The following is a 19,741-nucleotide window of genomic DNA, read 5'->3' as shown; positions in this document are numbered from 1 at the left end:
TGAAGGAACGGAACATGGCGCTGATCGAATGTTATGAATGCAAGCGGAACATCAGTTCCGAAGCCTTGGTGTGCATTCATTGCGGGGCTCCGATGGCCGAGCAAGCGGCGCATGTGCAAGCGCAGGCCGCCGCTGCCCCCACGAAGGCTTCGACGATTTCTTTCGGCAGTCTGCCGCGCAACAAGGCTGTGCCGGAGGCCGTTGTCCCGCCCGCCGTTGAACCGCTACCGAAAGTGATGCCCGCCGCAGCAGGGCGTCGCCGTCGTCAGCAAGCGGCGCAACCGGTTCCACCGCAGATCAATGCCGATGGCAGCCGCCCGGTCGAAGGCTGGCTGAAGATCATGATCTTCCTGCTGCCGATGGTGTTTGTCTGGTTCCTGCTGCGCAACGGGCACTCGGCGAAACAACGGCTGTTCGGCTTCGGCTGGCTGGCCTTGCTGATTCTGGCGTCGTCGCTGTCGCCGAAATAACGGTCAGCCCTCGACCTGGTTCTGCGGCGCACCCGCCGCCCAGGTCGCGATGTTGTGCAGCGTGGTTGCCGCGATCGCGCCCAGTGCCTCGCGCGTGAGAAACGCCTGATGCGCGGTGATGATCACGTTAGGAAAGGTCAGCAACCGCGCCAGCACATCGTCCTGCAACGGCAAGTCCGAACGATCCTCGAAAAACAGCTGTGCTTCTTCTTCGTAGACATCCAGCCCCAGATAACCGAGTTGCCCGTCCTTCAGTGCGTCGATCAGCGCTGGCGTGTCGACCAATCCGCCGCGCCCGGTGTTGATCAGCATCGCGCCGACCTGCATGTGCGCCAGTGACTCGCGGTTGATCAGGTGTTTGCTCTGCTCATTGAGCGGGCAGTGCAGGCTGATGATTCGCGACTGCGCGAGCAGCTCCGGCAAGCTCAGATAACGCGCGCCCAAAGCGACAACGTCCGGGTTTGGATACGGGTCGTAAGCGAGCAACTTGCAGCCGAAACCGTGCATGATTTTCGCGAAGGTCGCGCCGATCTGCCCGGTGCCGACGATGCCCACCGTTTTGCCAACCAGATCGAAACCAGTCAGACCGTGCAGGGTGAAGTCGCCTTCGCGAGTGCGGTTGTAGGCGCGGTGCAGACGACGGTTGAGGGCGAGAATCAATGCCACCGCATGTTCAGCGACAGCATGCGGCGAATACGCGGGGACACGCACGACCGCCAGTCCTAAACGCTTGGCGGCAGGCAGATCGACATGGTTGTAACCCGCCGAACGCAAGGCAATCAGTCGTGTGCCGCCAGCGGCGAGACGTTCCAGCACTGGAGCACTGAGATCGTCATTGATAAACGCGCAAACCACTTCGTGCTGATCGGCGAGGGCTGCTGTGTCGAGGCTGAGCCGGGCCGGTTGAAAATGCAGTTCGAGATTCGCCGGGCAGTCGGCGGCGAGGAAGCTGTCGCGGTCGTAGGTCTGACTGCTGAAAACGATCGTGCGCATGAAATCCTCCTGGAGCATCGACGCGGGTTGAAACACCCGCGAGCACTTTAGCGGCAACAGCGGTAAGCGGTGTTGCGCTGGGTCAGGCGCTGATCTTCGCTTGGGTGGCCAGGCGATTGATCGAGCGTTCCAGTTCATCCAGCGCTGCCGAGGCCTTGGGGTCGTCTTGCTTGAGCAAGGTTTCGCTGCGCTGGCAGGCCGCGCGCAATTGCGGCACGCCGCAGTAACGGGTGGCGCCGTGCAGGCGATGCACGCGCTCGAGCAAAGCGTTTTGATCGTGGCTGTCGCGGGCCGTGCGAATCGCTTCGCGGTCGGCTTCAAGCGAGGCCAGCAGCATCGCCAGCATGTCCGCCGCCAGATCGGCTTTGCCGGCGGCCAGACGCAAACCTTCGTCGTGATCGAGCACTGGCAATTCATGGTTGAGTGCAGCGCTGTCGCTGAGTCGATCCGGCGCCTGATTGCGCAACGCCAGACCGGTCCACTTCAACACCACCTGCGCCAGTTGCCGCTCGCTGATCGGTTTGGTCAGGTAATCGTCCATGCCGCTTTGCAGCAGCGCGCGTTTTTCGTTGGCCATCGCGTGGGCGGTGAGGGCGACGATTGGCAGCGGCGTGCAATGCCGCTCGCTTTCCCACTGGCGAATGGTTTCGGTGCTCTGGCGACCGTCCATGCCGGGCATCTGCACGTCCATCAGCACCAGATCGAAGGATTCCGTTTGCACGGCTTTGACAGCGGCGTAACCACTCTCGACCGCGAGGACTTTGGCGCCCATGTCTTCGAGCAAGGTCTGCACCAACAACAGGTTTGCCGGGTTGTCGTCGACGCACAGCACACGCGGCGCACGACTCGACAACGGTTCGCCCGGTTCGCTGCGCATCTGACGCGGATTGACCAGATCGGACAGTGCCCGGCGCAACTTACGCGTGCAGGCCGGTTTCGCCTGCAACTGGCTGTGCGGGTTGGGCACCGACAGATGGAACAGCGTCTGTTCGGTGGTCGGGCACAGCACCAGCACTTTGCAGCCGAGGTGTTCGAGATCCCAGATGTGCTGGTTCAAACGCTCCGGCAGCATGTCATTGCTGGTGATGCCGATCACCGCCAGATCAATCGCCTGATCCGTCTGGTGCGCGCCGGTGACGCCATTGGTCAAGGTTTCGAGGGTATTGAACGGTGTGACGTCGAGGCCGCAATCTTCCAGTTGATGCTGCAAGGCCTGACGCGCCAGTTCGTGATTTTCCAGCACCGCCACGCGGCGCCCGAGCAGCGGCGCGGCGGGCAGGTCTTCGGCGTCGTCGCGGGTTTTTGGCAGGCTCAGGCTGATCCAGAATTCCGAACCTTCGCCCGGCGTGCTGTCGACGCCGATTTCGCCGCCCATCTGCTCGATCAAGCGTTTGGAAATCACCAGCCCCAACCCGGTGCCGCCGGGCTGGCGCGACAACGAATTGTCGGCCTGGCTGAACGCCTGAAACAGTGCGCGCACGTCCTGATTCGACAGGCCGATGCCGGTGTCCTGAATGCTGATGCGCAGTTGCACGCTGTCTTCGTGCTCTTCTTCGAGCATGGCGCGGGCGACGATGGTGCCTTCGCGGGTGAACTTGATCGCGTTGCTGACCAGATTGGTGAGGATCTGCTTGAGGCGCAGCGGATCGCCGACCAGCGACAGCGGCGTGTCGCGATACACCAGACTGACCAGCTCCAATTGCTTGGCGTGCGCGGCCGGGGCGAGGATGGTCAGGGTGTCCTGCAACAGGTCGCGCAGGTTGAATGGAATATGGTCGAGCACCAGTTTACCGGCCTCGATTTTCGAGAAGTCGAGGATCTCGTTGATGATCCCCAGCAAGCTGTCGGCGGATTTTTCGATGGTGCCCAGGTAGTCGAGCTGACGCGGGGTCAGTTCGCTTTTCTGCAACAGATGCGTGAAGCCGAGAATGCCGTTGAGTGGCGTGCGGATCTCGTGGCTCATGTTGGCGAGGAACTCGGATTTGATCCGGCTCGCCTCCAGCGCTTCTTTGCGCGCCAGATCCAGTTCGATGTTCTGGATCTCGATGGTTTCCAGATTCTGGCGCACGTCTTCGGTGGCCTGATCGACGCTGTGCTGCAACTCTTCGCGGGCGTTCTGCAGGGTGCCGGCCATGCGATTGATGCCGGAAGCGAGTTCATCCAGTTCCTGACTGCCGAGCGGCGGCAGACGGGTTTCCAGATGACCGTCCTTGAGTTGCGCGACGGCCTGTTTAATCTGGCCCAGCGGACGGTTGATGGTGCGGCCCATGCGCAACGCGAGCAGCGCGGCACCGGCCAGACCGGCGACTATTAATAGAAGGCTGGCAAACAGACTGCGATAACCGCGCAGCAGCATGCCGTTGTGCGAGAGTTCCAGTTCAACCCAGCCCAATAAGCGATCGGACTCTGCCGGGATCAATTCGCCGGCGAGGTTGCGATGCTTGCCGAACACCGGCATCAGGTAACGCGTCGCGTCATTGCCGCTGCGTCGTTGCAGTTGCGCGCTGTCACCGCTCGGCGCTTGATTGAGCATGGTCGGGCCGGCGTGGGCCAGCGGCGAGCGATCCGGCGCAAGGAAGGTCACCGCGCGCACGTCGGGTTGTTCAAGGGATTGCGTGGCGATGCGCTCCAGCAACTCATTGTTGCCGTGACCCATGGCGGGCGCGACCAGCGGGGCCAGCTGTTCGGCGATCATTTCGCCGCGCTGCATCAATTGGCTCTGCAAGTCGGACTGCTGCATCCAGGTGAAATAGCCACCCAGCACCAGCGCCATCAGGCTGGTCGGCAACAAGGTCAGCAACAACACGCGACCTTTGATTCCCAGTTTCTTGAGCACGCCTATCTCCTGCATCCCGCTGATCTGTTGACTCATGCGTGCATCCGGCACGCGACATTGGCGCAGTGTAGCGATTTGCTCGCGGGCAATCTCCGGAAAAATGGTGTCGCCATCGGTCAGCGTGTGGGTGCTCGTTTGTCCGAAGGGCTAACCATCAGTTGCCCGATGCCCGGCAATCTTGAATAATCGCCCTCAACTGAGAATGACTTGCAGATACTCATGACTCCTGTTTCCGTTGGCCAGCCACGCATACTTTCCATCGAGGACGATCCGGTGCTCGGCGCCTATGTTCACGAACATCTGGGCCGCAGCGGCTTTCAGGTGACCTGGTGCCAGAACGGTCAGGAGGGCTTGAACATTGCCAAGCGCCAGCCGTTCGACGTGGTGCTGATGGATATTCTGCTGCCGGGTATGGACGGTTTGAACGTGCTGACGCAATTGCGCCAGAGCCATTCGACGCCGGTGCTGCTGATGTCTGCCCTGGGTGCCGAGGCCGATCGCATCAGCGGTTTTCGCCTGGGCGCGGATGATTATCTGCCCAAACCGTTCAGCATGGCCGAGCTGCACGTGCGCATCGAAGCGATCCTGCGCCGGGTCGCGCTGGATCGGCGTCCGGCGGCGAGTGCGCCTGCCGCGACGATCAGCGCGCTGCATTTTGACGATCAACAGTGCGACGTGTTTTTCCGCGATCAACCTGCCGGGCTGACCCGCAGCGAATTCCGTCTGCTGGAAACCCTCAACCGCAATGATGAAGAAGTGCTGAGCAAGGCCTTCCTTTATCAGCACGTTTTGCAACGCGGCTACGCGGCCCACGATCGCAGCCTCGACATGCACATCAGCCAGATCCGCCGCAAACTCAAAGCCATCGGTTACACCGAGCGGGAAGTGCGCACGGTGTGGGGCAAGGGTTATGTACTGAGCGGTGCCGATGAAACTGTCTGAACTGCCGGGCCGCCATTCGCTGTTCTGGAAACTTGCCTGCTTGCTGGTCGCCTTCTGTCTGCTAATGATCTGGCTGAGCTGGTCGTGGGGCCGCTACATGGAGGAGCGCAATCAGTTTCTCTCCGACGAGGCGCGCGGCACGCTGGCGCGGTACGCCGGGGAGGCTGAACGTGCCTGGCAGCGCGCTGGTCGCAGCGGTATTGATGACTGGTTACAGAGCATGGAATTGCGCGAGGCCAGTTGGGTCGGCGTGATCGGCGGCAATTTGCAGTCGCTGAGCAACGACCCGCTGAACGATCAGGAAACCCAGCACCTGACCTTTTTGCGCGGCCTCGACTGGCCGATTCACAAACAGGGGCGGCCGTGGCTGCGCATTCCATTTCCCAAAGACCCGGCCGCCGGCAGTCTGGTGATCGAATTGCCCGAGCGTTTTCTGCCGGGCAAATATCGGGTGTTCTGGCGGGTGATCACCAACGGCGTGATTCCGGGACTGTTCACTTTGCTGTTGTGTGTCGGGTTGTATCGCTTGCTGGTGGTGCCGCTGAATAATTTGCGCGAACAGGCCAACGCCTGGCGTGCTGATCAATTGAATGTGCGGTTGTCGAGCGGGATTACCCAGCGCCCGGATGAGCTCGGCGAACTGGCAAGGGCGTTTGACTCGATGTCCGAACGCCTGCAATCCACCGTCGCCCTGCAACAGCAATTGCTCCGCGACCTGTCCCACGAATTGCGCACGCCGCTGAGCCGCCTGCGCGTGGCCAGCGAAAGTGAGCAAGGTCTGCCGCAATTGCGCGAGCGCATCGGGCGTGAAGTCGACGGCATGCAACGGCTGGTCGAAGACACCTTGCAACTGGCCTGGCTCGACACCGACCGCACGCCACTGCCGGACGAGGCGATCCAGATTCAGGCGCTGTGGGAAATGCTTACCGACAACGCCTGTTACGAAAGCGGCTGGCCGAGCCTGCAATTGCAGTGTTCGGTCGAGGCATCGTGCTGGGTGCGCGGCAATCTGAATACCTTGGCGCAAGCGCTGGAAAACATTCTGCGCAACGCCATTCGGCATTCGCCGGAAGGCGGGATCGTCCGGCTCGATGGACGGCGTGATGGTGATTACTGGCATTTGTGGCTGGAGGATCAGGGCGGAGGCGTCGCTGACGCGGATCTGCAGCGAATCTTTCTGCCGTTTACCCGACTGGATGGCTCGCGGCCCGGCGACGGTGGGTTTGGTTTGGGGCTGAGCATTGCGCGCAATGCGGTGCAGCGTCAGGGCGGGTTTATTTGGGCGGAGAATAGCGGGGCGGGGTTGCGGCTGAATTTGCGCTTGATGGCGGATGATTGTGTTGCGCCGACTGACGCCATCGCGAGCAGGCTCACTCCTACATTGGATTTGCGTTCACCGCAGATCGTCTGAACAGCATCGATCCCCTGTAGGAGTGAGCCTGCTCGCGATGAGGCCCTTCGATTCAGTATTCACCTTAAAACTCTCACCAGTGGTGAGACAAATGCTGCTTATTCCCATAAACCATAAGCACCGCACTTTGCGTGATATGGCCTGCGCGGGTTTGCCGGTATGATAGGCGCCCCCGCACGTCTGGATTGCGAATACGCCATGACCTTGCAGTACCCAACCATCGCCGATTGCGTCGGCAACACTCCGCTGGTGCGTTTGCAGCGCCTGCCCGGTGCCACCAGCAACACCCTATTGCTCAAGCTCGAAGGGAATAACCCGGCGGGTTCGGTCAAGGACCGTCCGGCGTTGTCGATGATCACTCGCGCCGAGTTGCGTGGGCAGATCCACGCCGGCGATACGCTGATTGAAGCGACTTCGGGTAACACCGGCATTGCGCTGGCCATGGCCGCCGCGATCAAGGGTTACAAGATGATCCTGATCATGCCGGACAATTCCAGCGCCGAGCGCAAAGCGGCGATGACCGCTTACGGTGCCGAGCTGATTCTGGTCAGTCAGGAAGAAGGCATGGAAGGCGCGCGCGACCTCGCGCAGCGTATGGAAGCCGAAGGCCGTGGCAAGGTGCTCGATCAGTTCGCCAATGGCGACAATCCTGAAGCGCACTACACCACCACCGGCCCGGAAATCTGGCGTCAGACCCAGGGCACCATCACCCATTTCGTCAGTTCGATGGGCACCACCGGCACCATCATGGGCGTGTCGCGCTACTTGAAAGAGCAGAGCGATAACGTGCAGATCGTCGGTTTGCAGCCGATGGAAGGCTCGGCCATTCCCGGCATTCGCCGCTGGCCGCAGGAATACTTGCCGAAGATTTATCAGGCTGACCGTGTTGATCGCATCGTCGACATGGCGCAAAGCGAAGCCGAGGACGTCACCCGGCGTCTGGCCCGTGAAGAAGGCATCTTCTGCGGCGTGTCCTCGGGCGGTGCGGTGGCAGCGATGCTGCGCCTGTCCAAAGAAGTTGAAAACGCGGTGATCGTCGCGATCATCTGCGACCGTGGCGACCGTTACCTGTCGACCGGCATTTTCGACGCGCCCAACTGATGGCCAAGCACGAGAGAGGCCTGCGCTTTCAGCCCACTGGCGGCAGCAAGGCTGCGCAAATTCCGACCGGCAAGAAGCAGCGCTTGAGCATCGAGCGCCTGGCCAATGACGGTCGCGGTATCGCGTTTTTCGAAGGCAAAACCTGGTTCGTCCTCGGCGCCCTTGCCGGTGAAGAGGTCGAAGCGCGGGTGCTCGGCGCCCACGGTAAAGTGGTCGAGGCGCGTACCGAGCGCGTATTCACCGCCAGCGAACTGCGTCGCCCGGCGCCGTGTCAGCATGCCGGTCGTTGTGGCGGTTGCAGCGTTCAGCATTTGCCCCACAGCGAACAACTTGCCCTGAAACAGCGCATGCTCGCCGAGCAATTGTCGCGCGTTGCCGGTGTCGAACCTGAAGAGTGGGCAGCGCCGCTGACCGGCCCGGAATTCGGCTATCGCCGTCGTGCCCGGATCGCGGTGCGCTGGGACATGAAAGCGAAGAAACTCGAAGTGGGTTTCCGCGCGGCTGGCAGTCAGGACATCGTCGCGATCAGCGAATGCCCGGTGCTGGTACAGCCCTTGCAACCGATCATGACCCGTTTGCCGGAGATGCTCCGTCGCTTGAGCAAGCCGCAAGCGTTGGGTCACGTCGAGTTGTTCAGCGGCTCGTCGCTGGCGGTATTGCTGCGGCACATGGCGCCGTTGTCCGAGGCGGATCTGAGCATCCTCAAGGACTTCTGCCAATTCCATGAAGCGCAACTGTGGCTGCATGGCGAAGGCGAGCCACAGCCGGTCGATGCCACGCAGTCGCTGGGCTATCGCCTGGAGCAGTGGGATTTGAACCTGGCTTACCGGCCGGGCGACTTTATTCAGGTCAACGCTGGCGTCAACGAAGCGATGGTCGCGCAGGCGCTGGACTGGTTGAAGCCAGGCAGCGATGAGCGCGTGCTGGATCTGTTCTGCGGCCTCGGCAACTTTGCCTTGCCGCTGGCCAAATCCGTGCGTGAAGTGGTGGCGGTCGAAGGCGTGCAGACCATGGTTGATCGCGCCGCAGCCAACGCTGCTAGTAACAATTTGCATAACACAAAGTTTTTTCAAGCCGATTTATCCCAGCCTTTGAGCCATGCTCAGTGGATCGGAAACGGTTTTTCTGCGGTACTCTTGGATCCACCGCGTGACGGTGCTTTCGAGGTGGTACGCAAGCTGGCGACCCTGGGCGCGAAGCGGTTGGTGTATGTGTCGTGCAACCCGGCAACGCTGGCGCGCGACACGGTCGAATTGATCAAGCAGGGCTACCGGTTAAAACGTGCCGGGATTCTCGATATGTTTCCTCAGACGGCACATGTCGAGGCCATGGCGTTATTTGAAGCGAGCCAGGATGGCTCGTCTGAATCCGCCTGACCTGTCCGCGCAGCGCTCGCATCAGCCCCGCGAGCGCAAACGGGCAGTAGAGGTCAGCGATTTGACGCATTGAATCTGCGGCGTAGGGAAGGTAAAGCAAGATGGTACAGGTGAGAGCACACCAGCCGATCAACACTGACGGCAGTATCAATCTCGAGGCTTGGCTCGATCACGCGGTCAGTGTCGATCTGGCACTGGATCGCGAAGCCTTGAAAGAAGCCTGCGAGTTCGCTCGCGAGGCCGAACAACAGTCCAATGCCAAGAAGAATCTGTGGGCCGAAGGCTCCGGCAGTTTCAGCACGGGACTTGAGATCGCCGAGATTCTCGCCGACCTCAAACTCGATCAGGATTCGCTGGTCGCTGCGGTGCTGTATCGCGGCGTGCGCGAAGGCCAGATCGAACTCGCGGCCATCAGCCAGCGCTTCGGCCCGGTGGTGGCCAAACTGATCGACGGCGTGCAGCGCATGGCTGCGATCAGCGCCAGCCTCAGCCCGCGTCAGTCGATGGTGATGGGCACGCAAGGGCAGGTGGAAAACCTGCGCAAAATGCTCGTCGCGATGGTCGACGACGTGCGCGTCGCGCTGATCAAACTCGCCGAACGTACCTGCGCGATTCGTGCGGTGAAAACCGCCGACGATGAAAAGCGTAACCGTGTCGCCCGCGAAGTGTTCGACATCTATGCGCCGCTCGCGCACCGCCTCGGCATCGGTCATATCAAATGGGAACTGGAGGACTTGTCCTTCCGTTACCTCGAGCCCGATCAATACAAACAGATCGCCAAGTTGCTCCACGAGCGACGGCTTGATCGCGAGCGTTTCATCGCCGACGTGATGACCCAGCTCAAGGACGAATTGCAGGCCACCGGCGTTGACGCCGACATCAGCGGCCGGGCCAAACACATCTATTCGATCTGGCGCAAAATGCAGCGCAAGGGGCTGGAATTCAGCCAGATCTACGACGTGCGTGCGGTGCGTGTGCTGGTGCCGGAGATGCGCGACTGCTACACCGCGCTCGGCATCGTCCACACCTTGTGGCGGCACATCCCGAAAGAATTCGACGACTACATCGCCAACCCGAAAGAGAACGGCTACCGCTCGCTGCACACGGCGGTGATCGGCCCTGAGGGTAAAGTGCTTGAGGTGCAGATTCGTACGCACTCGATGCACGAAGAGGCCGAACTCGGCGTCTGCGCGCACTGGCGCTACAAAGGCACCGACGTCAAATCCGGTTCGAATCACTACGAAGAGAAAATCTCCTGGCTGCGTCAGGTGCTCGAGTGGCACGAAGAGCTGGGCGACATCGGTGGTCTGGCCGAACAGTTGCGCGTCGATATCGAACCGGATCGGGTGTACATCTTCACCCCCGACGGTCACGCCATCGACTTGCCGAAAGGCGCGACGCCGCTGGACTTCGCTTACCGCGTGCACACCGAGATCGGTCACAACTGCCGTGGCGCGAAGATCAACGGGCGCATCGTCCCGCTCAACTACAGCCTGCAGACCGGTGAACAGGTCGAGATCATCACCAGCAAGCACGGCACGCCGAGCCGCGACTGGCTGAACTCGAACCTCGGTTACGTCACCACCTCGCGGGCGCGGGCGAAGATTGTTCACTGGTTTAAATTGCAGGCGCGTGATCAGAACGTCGCCGCCGGTAAAACCCTGATCGAACGCGAACTGGCGCGCCTCGGTCTGCCGGCGGTGGACTTCGACAAGCTGGCCGACAAGGCCAACATGAAAACCGCTGAAGACATGTTCGCCGCCCTTGGTGCCGGCGACTTGCGTCTGGCGCAACTGGTCAACCTCGCGCAACAACTGGTCGAGCCAGAGCGTGGTAATGAACAGCTGGAACTGATACCGCGCAAAGCCACCGGTTACAAACCGGGCAAGCGCGGCGACATTCAGATTCAGGGCGTCGGTAACTTGATGACGCAGATGGCCGGCTGCTGCCAACCGCTGCCGGGCGACGCGATTGTCGGCTACATCACACAGGGCCGTGGTGTGAGCATTCACCGTCAGGACTGCGCCTCGGTGCTGCAACTGTCGGGGCGCGAGCCAGAGCGGATCATTCAAGTCAGCTGGGGCCCGGTGCCGGTGCTCACCTATCCGGTGGACATCATCATCCGTGCTTACGACCGCTCCGGTCTGCTGCGTGACGTTTCGCAGGTGCTGCTCAACGAGCGCATCAACGTGCTGGCGGTCAACACCCGCTCGAACAAAGAGGACAACACCGCGTTGATGTCCCTGACCATCGAGATCCCGGGTCTGGATGCGCTGGGGCGGTTGCTGGGGCGTATATCCCAGTTGCCGAACATCATCGAAACGCGGCGTAACCGTACCCCGTGAAGATGGCTTCGATTGATCGTTCCCACGCTCCGCGTGGGAATGCCTCAAGGGACGCTCTGCGTCCAGTGACGCGGAGCGTCACGGGCTGCATTCCCACGCAGAGCGTGGGAACGATCAAGATCGCAGAAAGGTTTAGTGAGAGTTTGTATGTACAGCCTTGAAGACCTGCTCCATCTGATGAGCCGCCTGCGCGATCCGCAGTTCGGTTGCCCGTGGGACATCAAGCAAACCTACGCGACCATCGTTCCGCACACCCTTGAAGAAGCCTACGAAGTGGCCGACGCCATTGAGCGTGGCGACTTCGATCATCTGCAGGGCGAGCTCGGCGATCTGCTGTTCCAGGTCGTCTATTACAGCCAGTTGGCCAAGGAAGAAGGGCGCTTCGAATTTGCCGGGGTGATCGACAGCATCACTCGCAAACTCATCCGTCGTCATCCGCATGTGTTCCCAACGGGCGATCTGTACGCGCCGCTGGACGTTCCGCGCTTGAGCGAAGAACAGGTCAAGCAGCGCTGGGAAGAGATCAAGGCCGAAGAACGTGCCGAGCATTCCGCTGCGCCCGAGCAACTGTCGCTGCTCGACGACGTGCCGGCCACGCTGCCAGCCTTGTCGCGTTCAGCCAAGCTGCAAAAGCGAGCAGGGCAGGTCGGTTTCGACTGGCCGGAGGCTTTGCCGGTACTCGACAAGGTGCGCGAAGAGCTCGATGAAGTCCTTGAAGCCATGTCGCAAAACGATCCTGTCGCCATGGCGGACGAGATCGGCGACTTGCTGTTTTCCGTGGTCAATCTGGCCCGGCATCTGAAGGTCGACCCGGAAACTTCGCTGCGTGGCGCCAACAGCAAATTCGAAAGACGCTTCCGTTTTATCGAACAGGCATTGCGCGACACCCACCGTCCCATAGAAGATTGCACCCTCGAAGAGTTGGACGCCCTGTGGGGCGAAGCCAAACGTCAGGAAAAGAATGCGCCCAGCTGCGGCTGAGCAACTGCCCAAGTGAGTAAGCATTAATGAGTATTTCCCTTCGCGACCAGTTGCTCAAAGCAGGCCTGGTCAACCAAAAGCAGGCCAAGCAGGTCGGCAAAGACAAGCAGAAGCAGCAGCGTCTGGCGCACAAAGGCCAGATCGAACTGGATGACTCGCAACAGCGCGCCGCTCAGGAAGCCAAGGCCGAGAAGGTCAAGCGCGACCAGGAGCTGAACCGCCAACAGCAGGAGAAAGTTGAAGCCAAGGCGCGTGCTGCTCAGGTCAAGCAACTGATTGAAGTCTCGCGTCTGCCGAAGCTGACCACCGAGGACTACTACAACTTCGTCGACGACAAGAAGGTCAAACGCATTTCGGTCAACACGCTGATGCGCAACAAGCTCAGCAGCGGTTCGCTGGCGATCGTCCACCATGCCGGCGGCTACGAAGTGATTCCGCGTGAAGCGGCCTTGAAGATTCAGGAGCGCGATCCGCAGCGCATCGTGCAACTCAACGTGCAGACCGAAGAAGTCAGCACCGAGGACGATCCGTACGCGGCGTATCAGATCCCTGATGATCTGATGTGGTAATGGTTTTAATGTTCTAGCGGCTTACATCTTTGCTAGTACTTTGAAAGTGTTTATATATTGAACCCGCCGATTCGTATCGATACGATCGGCGGGTTTTCTTTTGGCAGAAATTATCGTGTTTGAAGTGTGAGGGTTTTGCGCTGCTCATAAATAGCGCGTTGCACTTTTATATAGGTGTTTTTGTGTGGGGGGAATAAATGGAATTAACTTGAATGAATAAGGATATTGCTGATGTTATTAAGCATTGCTTCGTTGCGCCAACCCACTTTTAATCCGCAGTTTTCTCAGTTGCGGGCGCCTGGCCAATCAATTACCGATTACGTGGTCAGCGAACTGGATGCCCGGGTCGAGTTTGTGCGCCGCAAAATCAGGATCGCTGCCAAGGCCGCTGCAGCAGACCATGACGGCTCGGAGTGCCTGTTCTTCACCTTGCCTGAATTCTTCTGGAACATCCCTTGGCGTGAGGTCGACAGCGAGGACGAGCTGCATGAATTGACCACCGCTTACCTGGAAAAAGTACCTGCGTATATTTCGTCGTTAATGAAAGATCTGCCAGTTGAACGGTACGGCAAGATTGTCCTGTTGGCGGGCAGTTGTGCGACCTTGGTAAAAGTGGGGGAGGGTGATGCGAGTTATTACGAAGTCATTAATTACTTGCTGACGATTACCAATAAAGAATATGAAGCAGATATCCCGTTGATGTCGATGTGGCCAAAGCGACATGTTTCCGGTATCGACTTTGGTCGGAATGTCGGTAATCAAGACGGCTTCTGGTTCTTCAGGCTGTTTGACGAGTTTGTCATCAAGATCAAGGACTACAGCGACGTCAGCGCTGAGCACAGTTACTTCGGCGGTTACCAGGGGCTGTTTATCAATAGTCTTGTGCCGGGCTGCCCGTTCGGCATTAACGTGTGCCTTGATTATGCCGTGCTGAAGGAAGGTGAGCGGGATAAGGAAGTTGAAATCCCTGAAGTGAAAATCGACTTTCTGATTGCCTGTGGCATGTCGTTTGACTACGACAAGCAGCACCCGACTGCCGTGCAATACTCGATCAGGAATGACGGCATGGGCGGTGGTGCATGTGAGGTGGTCAGACTCGAGGAGGGGCTGATCGTCGATGAAATAGCTTCGGAGGAGATCGACGACAACCTTTATTTGAATGTGATTCGCGTGGTGTGAAGGTTCTGATGTTGTTGCAGCCTGCCACCCCGAAAGGGGCAGGCTGCAACTCTGAAGAGTGGTGAGTCAGGCGGATCGTAGATCCCGTTGCTGTTCTTGCACTTCCAGTTCGGCCTTATAGTTGTGGGCATCGATCTCGTTGTGGAACATGCCGACCAGCAAGTCTTGTTGATGCACATCCCAGATCCGTATACCCGCGGCTACGCCTTCATGGGACATGTGTGAATCGTCGCGTTCAGTTACTTTTACAGTCATCTGCTAGCTCCAATCTCTGGTTTATCTGCAGCAAGGCGTGTGCAGGACTCTTTTATATGTTTTGTTAGCTTGCTAAGTAAACGGCTGATTTGTGCAATGTGTTGTTGCGGTTTTTGCAACAGTGCTGCAGCCCCCGTAAACCGCGACATTCGGTCGCAGGGGGCAAAGTTTCATGACAGAAGTTTCATTTCCAGAAGCACTAAAACTCCCCTGTGGGAGCGGGCTTGCTCGCGAATGCGGTGGGTCAGGAATTGATCGTTCCCACGCTCCGCGTGGGAATGCCTCTTGGGACGCTCTGCGTCCAGTGACGCGGAGCGTCACGGGCAGCATTCCCACGCAGAGCGTGGGAACGATCAGATAGGGGATTTGTGTTGGGCCAGGTGTTTTCTTCAGACGAAAAAAAACGCCCCGAACCAGTCGGGGCGTTTTCAGGTGTGGCTCAAGCTCGGGGAATTACTTGCCTTCCCAGCGCTTCAGTACCAGCGTGGCGTTGGTGCCGCCGAAGCCGAAGCTGTTGCTCATCACGGTGTTGATGGTGGCGTTCTCGCGGGTCTTGGTCAGCACCGGCAGATCGGCCACTTCAGGATCCAGCTCGTCGATGTTGGCGGAGCCGGCAATGAAGTTGCCTTCCATCATCAGCATGCAGTAGATCGCTTCGTGAACGCCGGCAGCGCCCAGGGAGTGACCGGACAGGCTCTTGGTCGAGCTGATCGCAGGTGCCTTGTCGCCGAACACTTCACGCACACCTTTCATTTCCGCAACGTCGCCGACCGGAGTCGAAGTGCCGTGGGTGTTCAGGTAGTCGATCGGGGTATCAACGGTGGACATCGCCATCTGCATGCAGCGGATCGCGCCTTCGCCGCTTGGGGCAACCATGTCGTAGCCGTCGGACGTCGCGCCGTAGCCAACGATTTCGGCGTAGATTTTCGCGCCACGGGCCAGAGCGTGTTCCAGCTCTTCAACCACGACCATGCCGCCACCGCCAGCGATGACGAAACCGTCACGGTCTTTGTCGTAGGCACGGGAAGCCAGTTCCGGAGTGTCGTTACGCTTGCTGGACAGAGCGCCCATGGCGTCGAACAGGAACGACTGGCTCCAGTGCTCTTCTTCACCGCCACCGGCGAAGACGATGTCCTGCTTGCCCATCTGAATCTGTTCCATGGCGGTACCGATGCAGTGAGCACTGGTGGCGCAGGCAGAAGCGATGGAGTAGTTCAGGCCTTTGATCTTGAATGGCGTGGCCAGGCAAGCGGAAACGGTGCTGCTCATGGTCCGCGTTACACGGTATGGGCCAACGCGCTTCACGCCTTTCTCGCGCAGGATGTCCAGCGCTTCCATCTGGTTCAGCGTGGAAGCACCACCGGAGCCAGCAACGAGGCCGGTACGCGGGTTGGACACTTGCTCTTCGGTCAGGCCGGAGTCAGCAATGGCGTCTTTCATGGCCAGGTAGGCGTAAGCCGCTGCGTGGCCGACGAAGCGATAGATCTTGCGATCGATCAGCTCTTCAAGGTTGAGGTCGATGGAGCCGGAAACCTGGCTACGCAGACCCATTTCGGCATATTCCGGGTTGAACCGGATGCCAGGGCGGCTTGCACGCAGGTTAGCGGAGACGGTCTCTTTGTCATTGCCCAGGCACGAAACAATGCCCAGACCAGTGATAACGACGCGGCGCATGCGAATAACCCTTAGAAGTTGTCAGTGGAGGTGAACACGCCGACGCGAAGGCCTTCGGCGGTGTAGATTTCGCGACCGTCAACAGACACCGAACCGTCGGCGATGGCCAGGTTCAGCTTGCCCTTGAGGACGCGCTTGATTTGAATGTTGTAAGTGACTTTCTTGGCGGTCGGCAGTACCTGACCGAAGAATTTCACTTCGCCCGAACCCAGCGCACGGCCACGGCCCGGCAGGCCTTGCCAGCCCAGGAAGAAGCCGACCAGTTGCCACATGGCGTCCAGACCCAGGCAGCCCGGCATCACCGGATCGCCTTCGAAGTGGCACGCGAAGAACCACAGGTCAGGGTTGATATCCAGTTCGGCGACCAATTCACCTTTGCCGTACTTGCCACCCTCTTCACTGATATGGGTGATGCGATCCACCATCAGCATGTTCGGGGCGGGCAGTTGCGCGTTACCTGGGCCGAACAGCTCACCGCGACTGCAGCGCAGCAGATCTTCCCGAGTAAAGGCGTTTTGTTTGGTCATGCGAGCTCCTCAATAATCCCATGCGGCAGGTGGGGCAAATCTTCCCGACCGTTCGAAGCGTTCATGCCTCGAACCGGCAGCCTACTCATAGACTATTGCGTTGTGGTGAAAGTCACAGCACCAAGGACATGAATGTACACTTGTGCACTGAAATTTTTAATCAAGCCCCTTTTGAGGCTCGTTCGGGTGCCTAAGACTGCCGCACTTTCGCTTTTCACGCCAGTCGCAGATGGTCGAAAGGCCCACTCTACGACACCCAGCGCTGCAGAATCTGCTGCAGATCATTACGTTTGAACGGCTTCGCCAGATAATCGTTCATACCCGCCTGCAGGCAGGTTTCGCGGTCGCCCTGCAAAGCGTTGGCAGTCAGCGCGATGATCGGCACGTCGGTGCGCCCGGGCAGACAGCGAATCTGCCGAGTCGCCTCGTAGCCGTCGATAATCGGCAAGCGGCAATCCATCAGAATCACTTCGAAATCATTTTCTTCGGCACTGCGCACCGCTTGCGCGCCGTCGGTGGCCACGCTGACAGTAAAGCCCAGACTGCGCAGCATCGCTTCAATCACCGTTTGATTGACCGGGTTGTCCTCGACCAGCAGCACATTGCGCCCTTCACCGTGGCCGTCGCCATTCAGCGTGCGTGGCGCGGTTAGTTGAGGCAACGCCTGCTTCGACAGCGCCAGCGGAATCTCTAGGGTAAACACCGAGCCGCGGCCTTCCTCGCTTTGCGCGCGCAATGTGCCGCCCATGCGCTCGGCCAGCGTTCGCGCGATCGGCAAACCGAGGCCGGTACCGCCGTAACGCCGTGAAATTGAACTGTCCGCCTGCTGGAACGCGTTGAACATCAGCTCCAGACTCTCCGACGAAATACCGATGCCGCTGTCGCGCACCGAGCAGGTGAACCACAGCAGTTCGTGATCCAGCGACTGCCACTGCGCCTCGATGCTGACCCGGCCCTGTTCGGTGAACTTCAGCGCATTGCCGACCAGGTTGACCAGAATCTGCCGGATCCGCGTCGGATCGCCCTGTACCTGCAAGCCGCGCATGTCTTCGGGAACCCGCAGATTCAACGCCAGACCCCGTTGCACGGCGCTGTGCTGGAACGACTGCGCGCAGGCACTGATCAACTCGGCGAGGTTGAACGGAATATGTTCCAGCTCCAGTTCCGAACGTTCGATCCGTGAGAAATCGAGAATATCGTTGATGACTTTCAGCAAGTGTTCGGTGGACTCGGAGGCGAGGGCGGCGTACTCGACCTGCTCCTCGGTCATCTCAGTGGTTTCCAGCAGTTGCAGCATGCCGAGTACGCCGTTCATGGGCGTGCGCAGTTCATGGCTCATCATCGCCAGAAAGTCGGATTTGGCGTTGTTGGCCTTCTCCGCTTCCTCGCGGGTCTGGATCAATTGCGCCATCGCCTGATGCTGTTCGCGGCTGGCCTGTTCCAGTGCTTGGGCAAGGTTATTGATGTGCTGCGACAGCGCGCCGAGTTCGGTGTCATCGACAATCGGCAGCGGAGTTTTGTACTCGCCTTCCTGAATCGCCTTGACCGCATTGCCGATGTCGCGGATCGGCTGCGACAGACTGCCGGCCAGACGCCGCGCCAATACGAAGGTGAAGAGCAGGGCAAACAGCGCGAGAATTCCGGCCTTGAGCAGAATTTCCTGCTGACGCTGATTAAAGGCATCGTTGGACAGACCGACGATCACCCGCCCCAGATAATCCTCGCCGGCCGCCGCGTTATTGGCTTTGGTGTCCTGGAAAAAATCATTGTGCAGAGCGATCCGTTGCAATCGCACCGGCGCCTGAAACACCTCGACCTGATGCGGTTGGCTGTGGGACGCCGCCGGTTGCTCGACGTACACCAGAATCCGGTTGGCGCTGTCCTGCACCTCAAGGAAACGCACATTCGGCGTGGCCAGCGTGGCCCTGAGCAGACTTTCCAGCACTTCATTGTTGCCGGAAATCACCCCGTATTCGGTGGCTGGCGCCAGTTGGTTGGCGATCAACTGACCGGTGTGAGTCAGCTCCTGACGCAAATCCTGAATGCGCACAAAGGTGAAGAAGCTGATCAGCAACAAGGTCAGCAACAGCGCCGGGCCCAAGCTGATCAGCTGAGTGCGGGTGTTGATGTCCCAACGGCGACGGAAACTCATCAGTGGCGTTCTCCTTCAGCCAGCGTTCTGGCGACAGACGCTTCATTCAACGGTTCGATCCCTAAGGAACGCGCCACCTGCGCATTACTTGAGACTTTAAAACGTTCGGGATAGAGGGTTCGCGGCCAGCGCGTGGTGGGCTGGTCGAGCAAATCATCCAGAATCGCCAGCCAGTCGCTCTGGTCGCTGTAACTGCTGGCGAGGCTGCCGGCGCGCACAAAAGCGGCATTCGGTCCAATTAGCGCAACGTGCCGCGCGTAGCTGCTGAGCAACAGGTTCTTCGCGGTTTTCGGGTTGTACAGGTCGGGGTCGTCGAGGCCGAGCAGCACGTCGCTGTTTTTCAGGACGATTTGCAAGGGGCGACTGTCGTTGGTGTTGTCCCAGCGCTGGCTGAAGATCTGCAAATTCAGCGGCTCGGCAACCATGTTCAATTCCTTGAGGAGGAATTCGCTGTGCTCATCGAACAGCACGCCGACCCGCTTGGCCTGCGGCAGAATCCGTCGGATCAATTGCAACTGGCGAGCCAGCGGCGGATCGCTCCACAACAGGCTCAGGTGCGGTGGTTGCGCTGTGCCAAAACGTTGCCGTGCTTGCAGACGGCTGATGCGCAGCACCAGCGTTGCCGGGCCTTGGGCATCTTGCAGGCGCCAGTCCAGCGCGGGCAGGTCAAGCAGGATAAGCCGCAGGCTGAACGGTAATTTACCCGGTGCCGGCAGGCTTGCCAGTGGCTGAAAACGCACGTTATCTGTCGGGCGCAATTCGCTCAGCGCTTCGACGAACGCCTGCACACCGGGGCTTTCTTCGGTGCCGGTCAACAGAATGTCGGCGGCTTGCACCCCGACGCCGTGCAGCCACGCGGTCAAAAACAGGCAGAGCCCGGCCAGCCATTGGCCCAGGGTTGGCGTCTTCCGTGACGTGCCCGATCGCATC

16 protein-coding genes are annotated in these 19,741 nt (G+C 59.6%); 9 read left to right on the top strand and 7 right to left on the bottom strand.

The annotated features are described in order from the left end of the window. Window positions 1–14 precede the first annotated feature (14 nt). Window positions 15–470 (top strand): hypothetical protein, encoded by a 456-nt coding sequence (locus QMX93_RS12375; RefSeq protein WP_282356204.1) that lies wholly within the window; start codon window positions 15–17, stop codon window positions 468–470. Window positions 471–473: 3 nt separating this feature from the next. Here QMX93_RS12375 and QMX93_RS12370 read toward each other — a convergent pair whose 3' ends face one another. Together QMX93_RS12370 and QMX93_RS12365 are read right to left on the bottom strand one after the other, a co-directional pair. Next, window positions 474–1,463, bottom strand: coding sequence for a 2-hydroxyacid dehydrogenase (locus tag QMX93_RS12370; RefSeq protein ID WP_282356202.1), 990 nt, complete (start codon window positions 1,461–1,463; stop codon window positions 474–476). Between the two features lie 82 nt (window positions 1,464–1,545). Continuing rightward, window positions 1,546–4,299 carry a response regulator gene (locus QMX93_RS12365; protein WP_053123306.1) on the bottom strand — a complete coding sequence of 918 codons (2,754 nt, stop codon included), beginning with the start codon at window positions 4,297–4,299 and terminating at the stop codon, window positions 1,546–1,548. 219 nt (window positions 4,300–4,518) lie between these two features. Here QMX93_RS12365 and QMX93_RS12360 point away from each other — a divergent pair, with 219 nt between their 5' ends. The 8 genes from QMX93_RS12360 to QMX93_RS12325 all read left to right on the top strand — a co-directional run bounded on the left by QMX93_RS12360 (window position 4,519) and on the right by QMX93_RS12325 (window position 14,203). Continuing rightward, window positions 4,519–5,241, top strand: a complete 723-nt coding sequence (locus QMX93_RS12360; protein WP_282356200.1) for a response regulator transcription factor — start codon at window positions 4,519–4,521, stop codon at window positions 5,239–5,241. After that, entirely contained in the window at window positions 5,228–6,652 is a 1,425-nt protein-coding gene (locus QMX93_RS12355; protein WP_282356198.1) for a sensor histidine kinase, read from the top strand. The genes QMX93_RS12360 and QMX93_RS12355 overlap by 14 nt, the downstream gene beginning before the upstream one ends. A 198-nt stretch (window positions 6,653–6,850) precedes the next feature. Beyond that, entirely contained in the window at window positions 6,851–7,753 is a 903-nt protein-coding gene (gene cysM / locus QMX93_RS12350) for a cysteine synthase CysM (RefSeq protein WP_053122764.1), read from the top strand. Continuing rightward, a complete protein-coding gene (gene rlmD, locus QMX93_RS12345) occupies window positions 7,753–9,129 on the top strand; it encodes a 23S rRNA (uracil(1939)-C(5))-methyltransferase RlmD (protein ID WP_282356195.1) in 1,377 nt (458 codons plus the stop codon). The genes cysM and rlmD overlap by 1 nt, the downstream gene beginning before the upstream one ends. 101 nt (window positions 9,130–9,230) lie before the next feature. Beyond that, entirely contained in the window at window positions 9,231–11,474 is a 2,244-nt protein-coding gene (relA, locus tag QMX93_RS12340) for a GTP diphosphokinase (protein ID WP_053122760.1), read from the top strand. A 147-nt stretch (window positions 11,475–11,621) separates the two neighbouring features. Then, a complete protein-coding gene (gene mazG / locus QMX93_RS12335) occupies window positions 11,622–12,455 on the top strand; it encodes a nucleoside triphosphate pyrophosphohydrolase (protein WP_282356193.1) in 834 nt (277 codons plus the stop codon). 26 nt (window positions 12,456–12,481) lie between these two features. Beyond that, window positions 12,482–13,024 (top strand): DUF2058 domain-containing protein, encoded by a 543-nt coding sequence (locus QMX93_RS12330; RefSeq protein WP_053122756.1) that lies wholly within the window; start codon window positions 12,482–12,484, stop codon window positions 13,022–13,024. A 231-nt stretch (window positions 13,025–13,255) separates the two neighbouring features. Further along, complete coding sequence (locus tag QMX93_RS12325; protein ID WP_282356188.1) at window positions 13,256–14,203, top strand: hypothetical protein; 948 nt, start codon at window positions 13,256–13,258, stop codon at window positions 14,201–14,203. A 66-nt stretch (window positions 14,204–14,269) separates the two neighbouring features. On the opposite strand, the gene QMX93_RS12320 is transcribed toward QMX93_RS12325, so the two are convergent. The 5 genes from QMX93_RS12320 to QMX93_RS12300 form a co-directional block, all read right to left on the bottom strand. Next, complete coding sequence (locus QMX93_RS12320) at window positions 14,270–14,458, bottom strand: hypothetical protein (protein WP_008079144.1); 189 nt, start codon at window positions 14,456–14,458, stop codon at window positions 14,270–14,272. Window positions 14,459–14,911: 453 nt separating this feature from the next. Next, the gene (gene fabB, locus QMX93_RS12315; RefSeq protein ID WP_053122750.1) at window positions 14,912–16,132 is read right to left on the bottom strand and encodes a beta-ketoacyl-ACP synthase I; all 1,221 of its coding nucleotides are present in this window, start codon (window positions 16,130–16,132) and stop codon (window positions 14,912–14,914) included. Between the two features lie 11 nt (window positions 16,133–16,143). After that, window positions 16,144–16,659 carry a 3-hydroxyacyl-[acyl-carrier-protein] dehydratase FabA gene (gene fabA, locus QMX93_RS12310; protein WP_003172830.1) on the bottom strand — a complete coding sequence of 172 codons (516 nt, stop codon included), beginning with the start codon at window positions 16,657–16,659 and terminating at the stop codon, window positions 16,144–16,146. A gap of 247 nt (window positions 16,660–16,906) precedes the next feature. Further along, window positions 16,907–18,811, bottom strand: coding sequence for a response regulator (locus tag QMX93_RS12305; protein ID WP_053122748.1), 1,905 nt, complete (start codon window positions 18,809–18,811; stop codon window positions 16,907–16,909). Further along, entirely contained in the window at window positions 18,811–19,740 is a 930-nt protein-coding gene (locus tag QMX93_RS12300) for an ABC transporter substrate-binding protein (RefSeq protein ID WP_282356170.1), read from the bottom strand. The genes QMX93_RS12305 and QMX93_RS12300 overlap by 1 nt, the downstream gene beginning before the upstream one ends. Window position 19,741: the final 1 nt, after the last annotated feature.

The sequence above is a fragment of the Pseudomonas sp. PS01303 genome (genome assembly GCF_029959385.1).
Lineage (GTDB): Bacteria > Pseudomonadota > Gammaproteobacteria > Pseudomonadales > Pseudomonadaceae > Aquipseudomonas > Aquipseudomonas rustica.
Note: the sequence above shows the minus strand (reverse complement) of the source record. Positions and strands in the feature narration are given on the sequence as shown.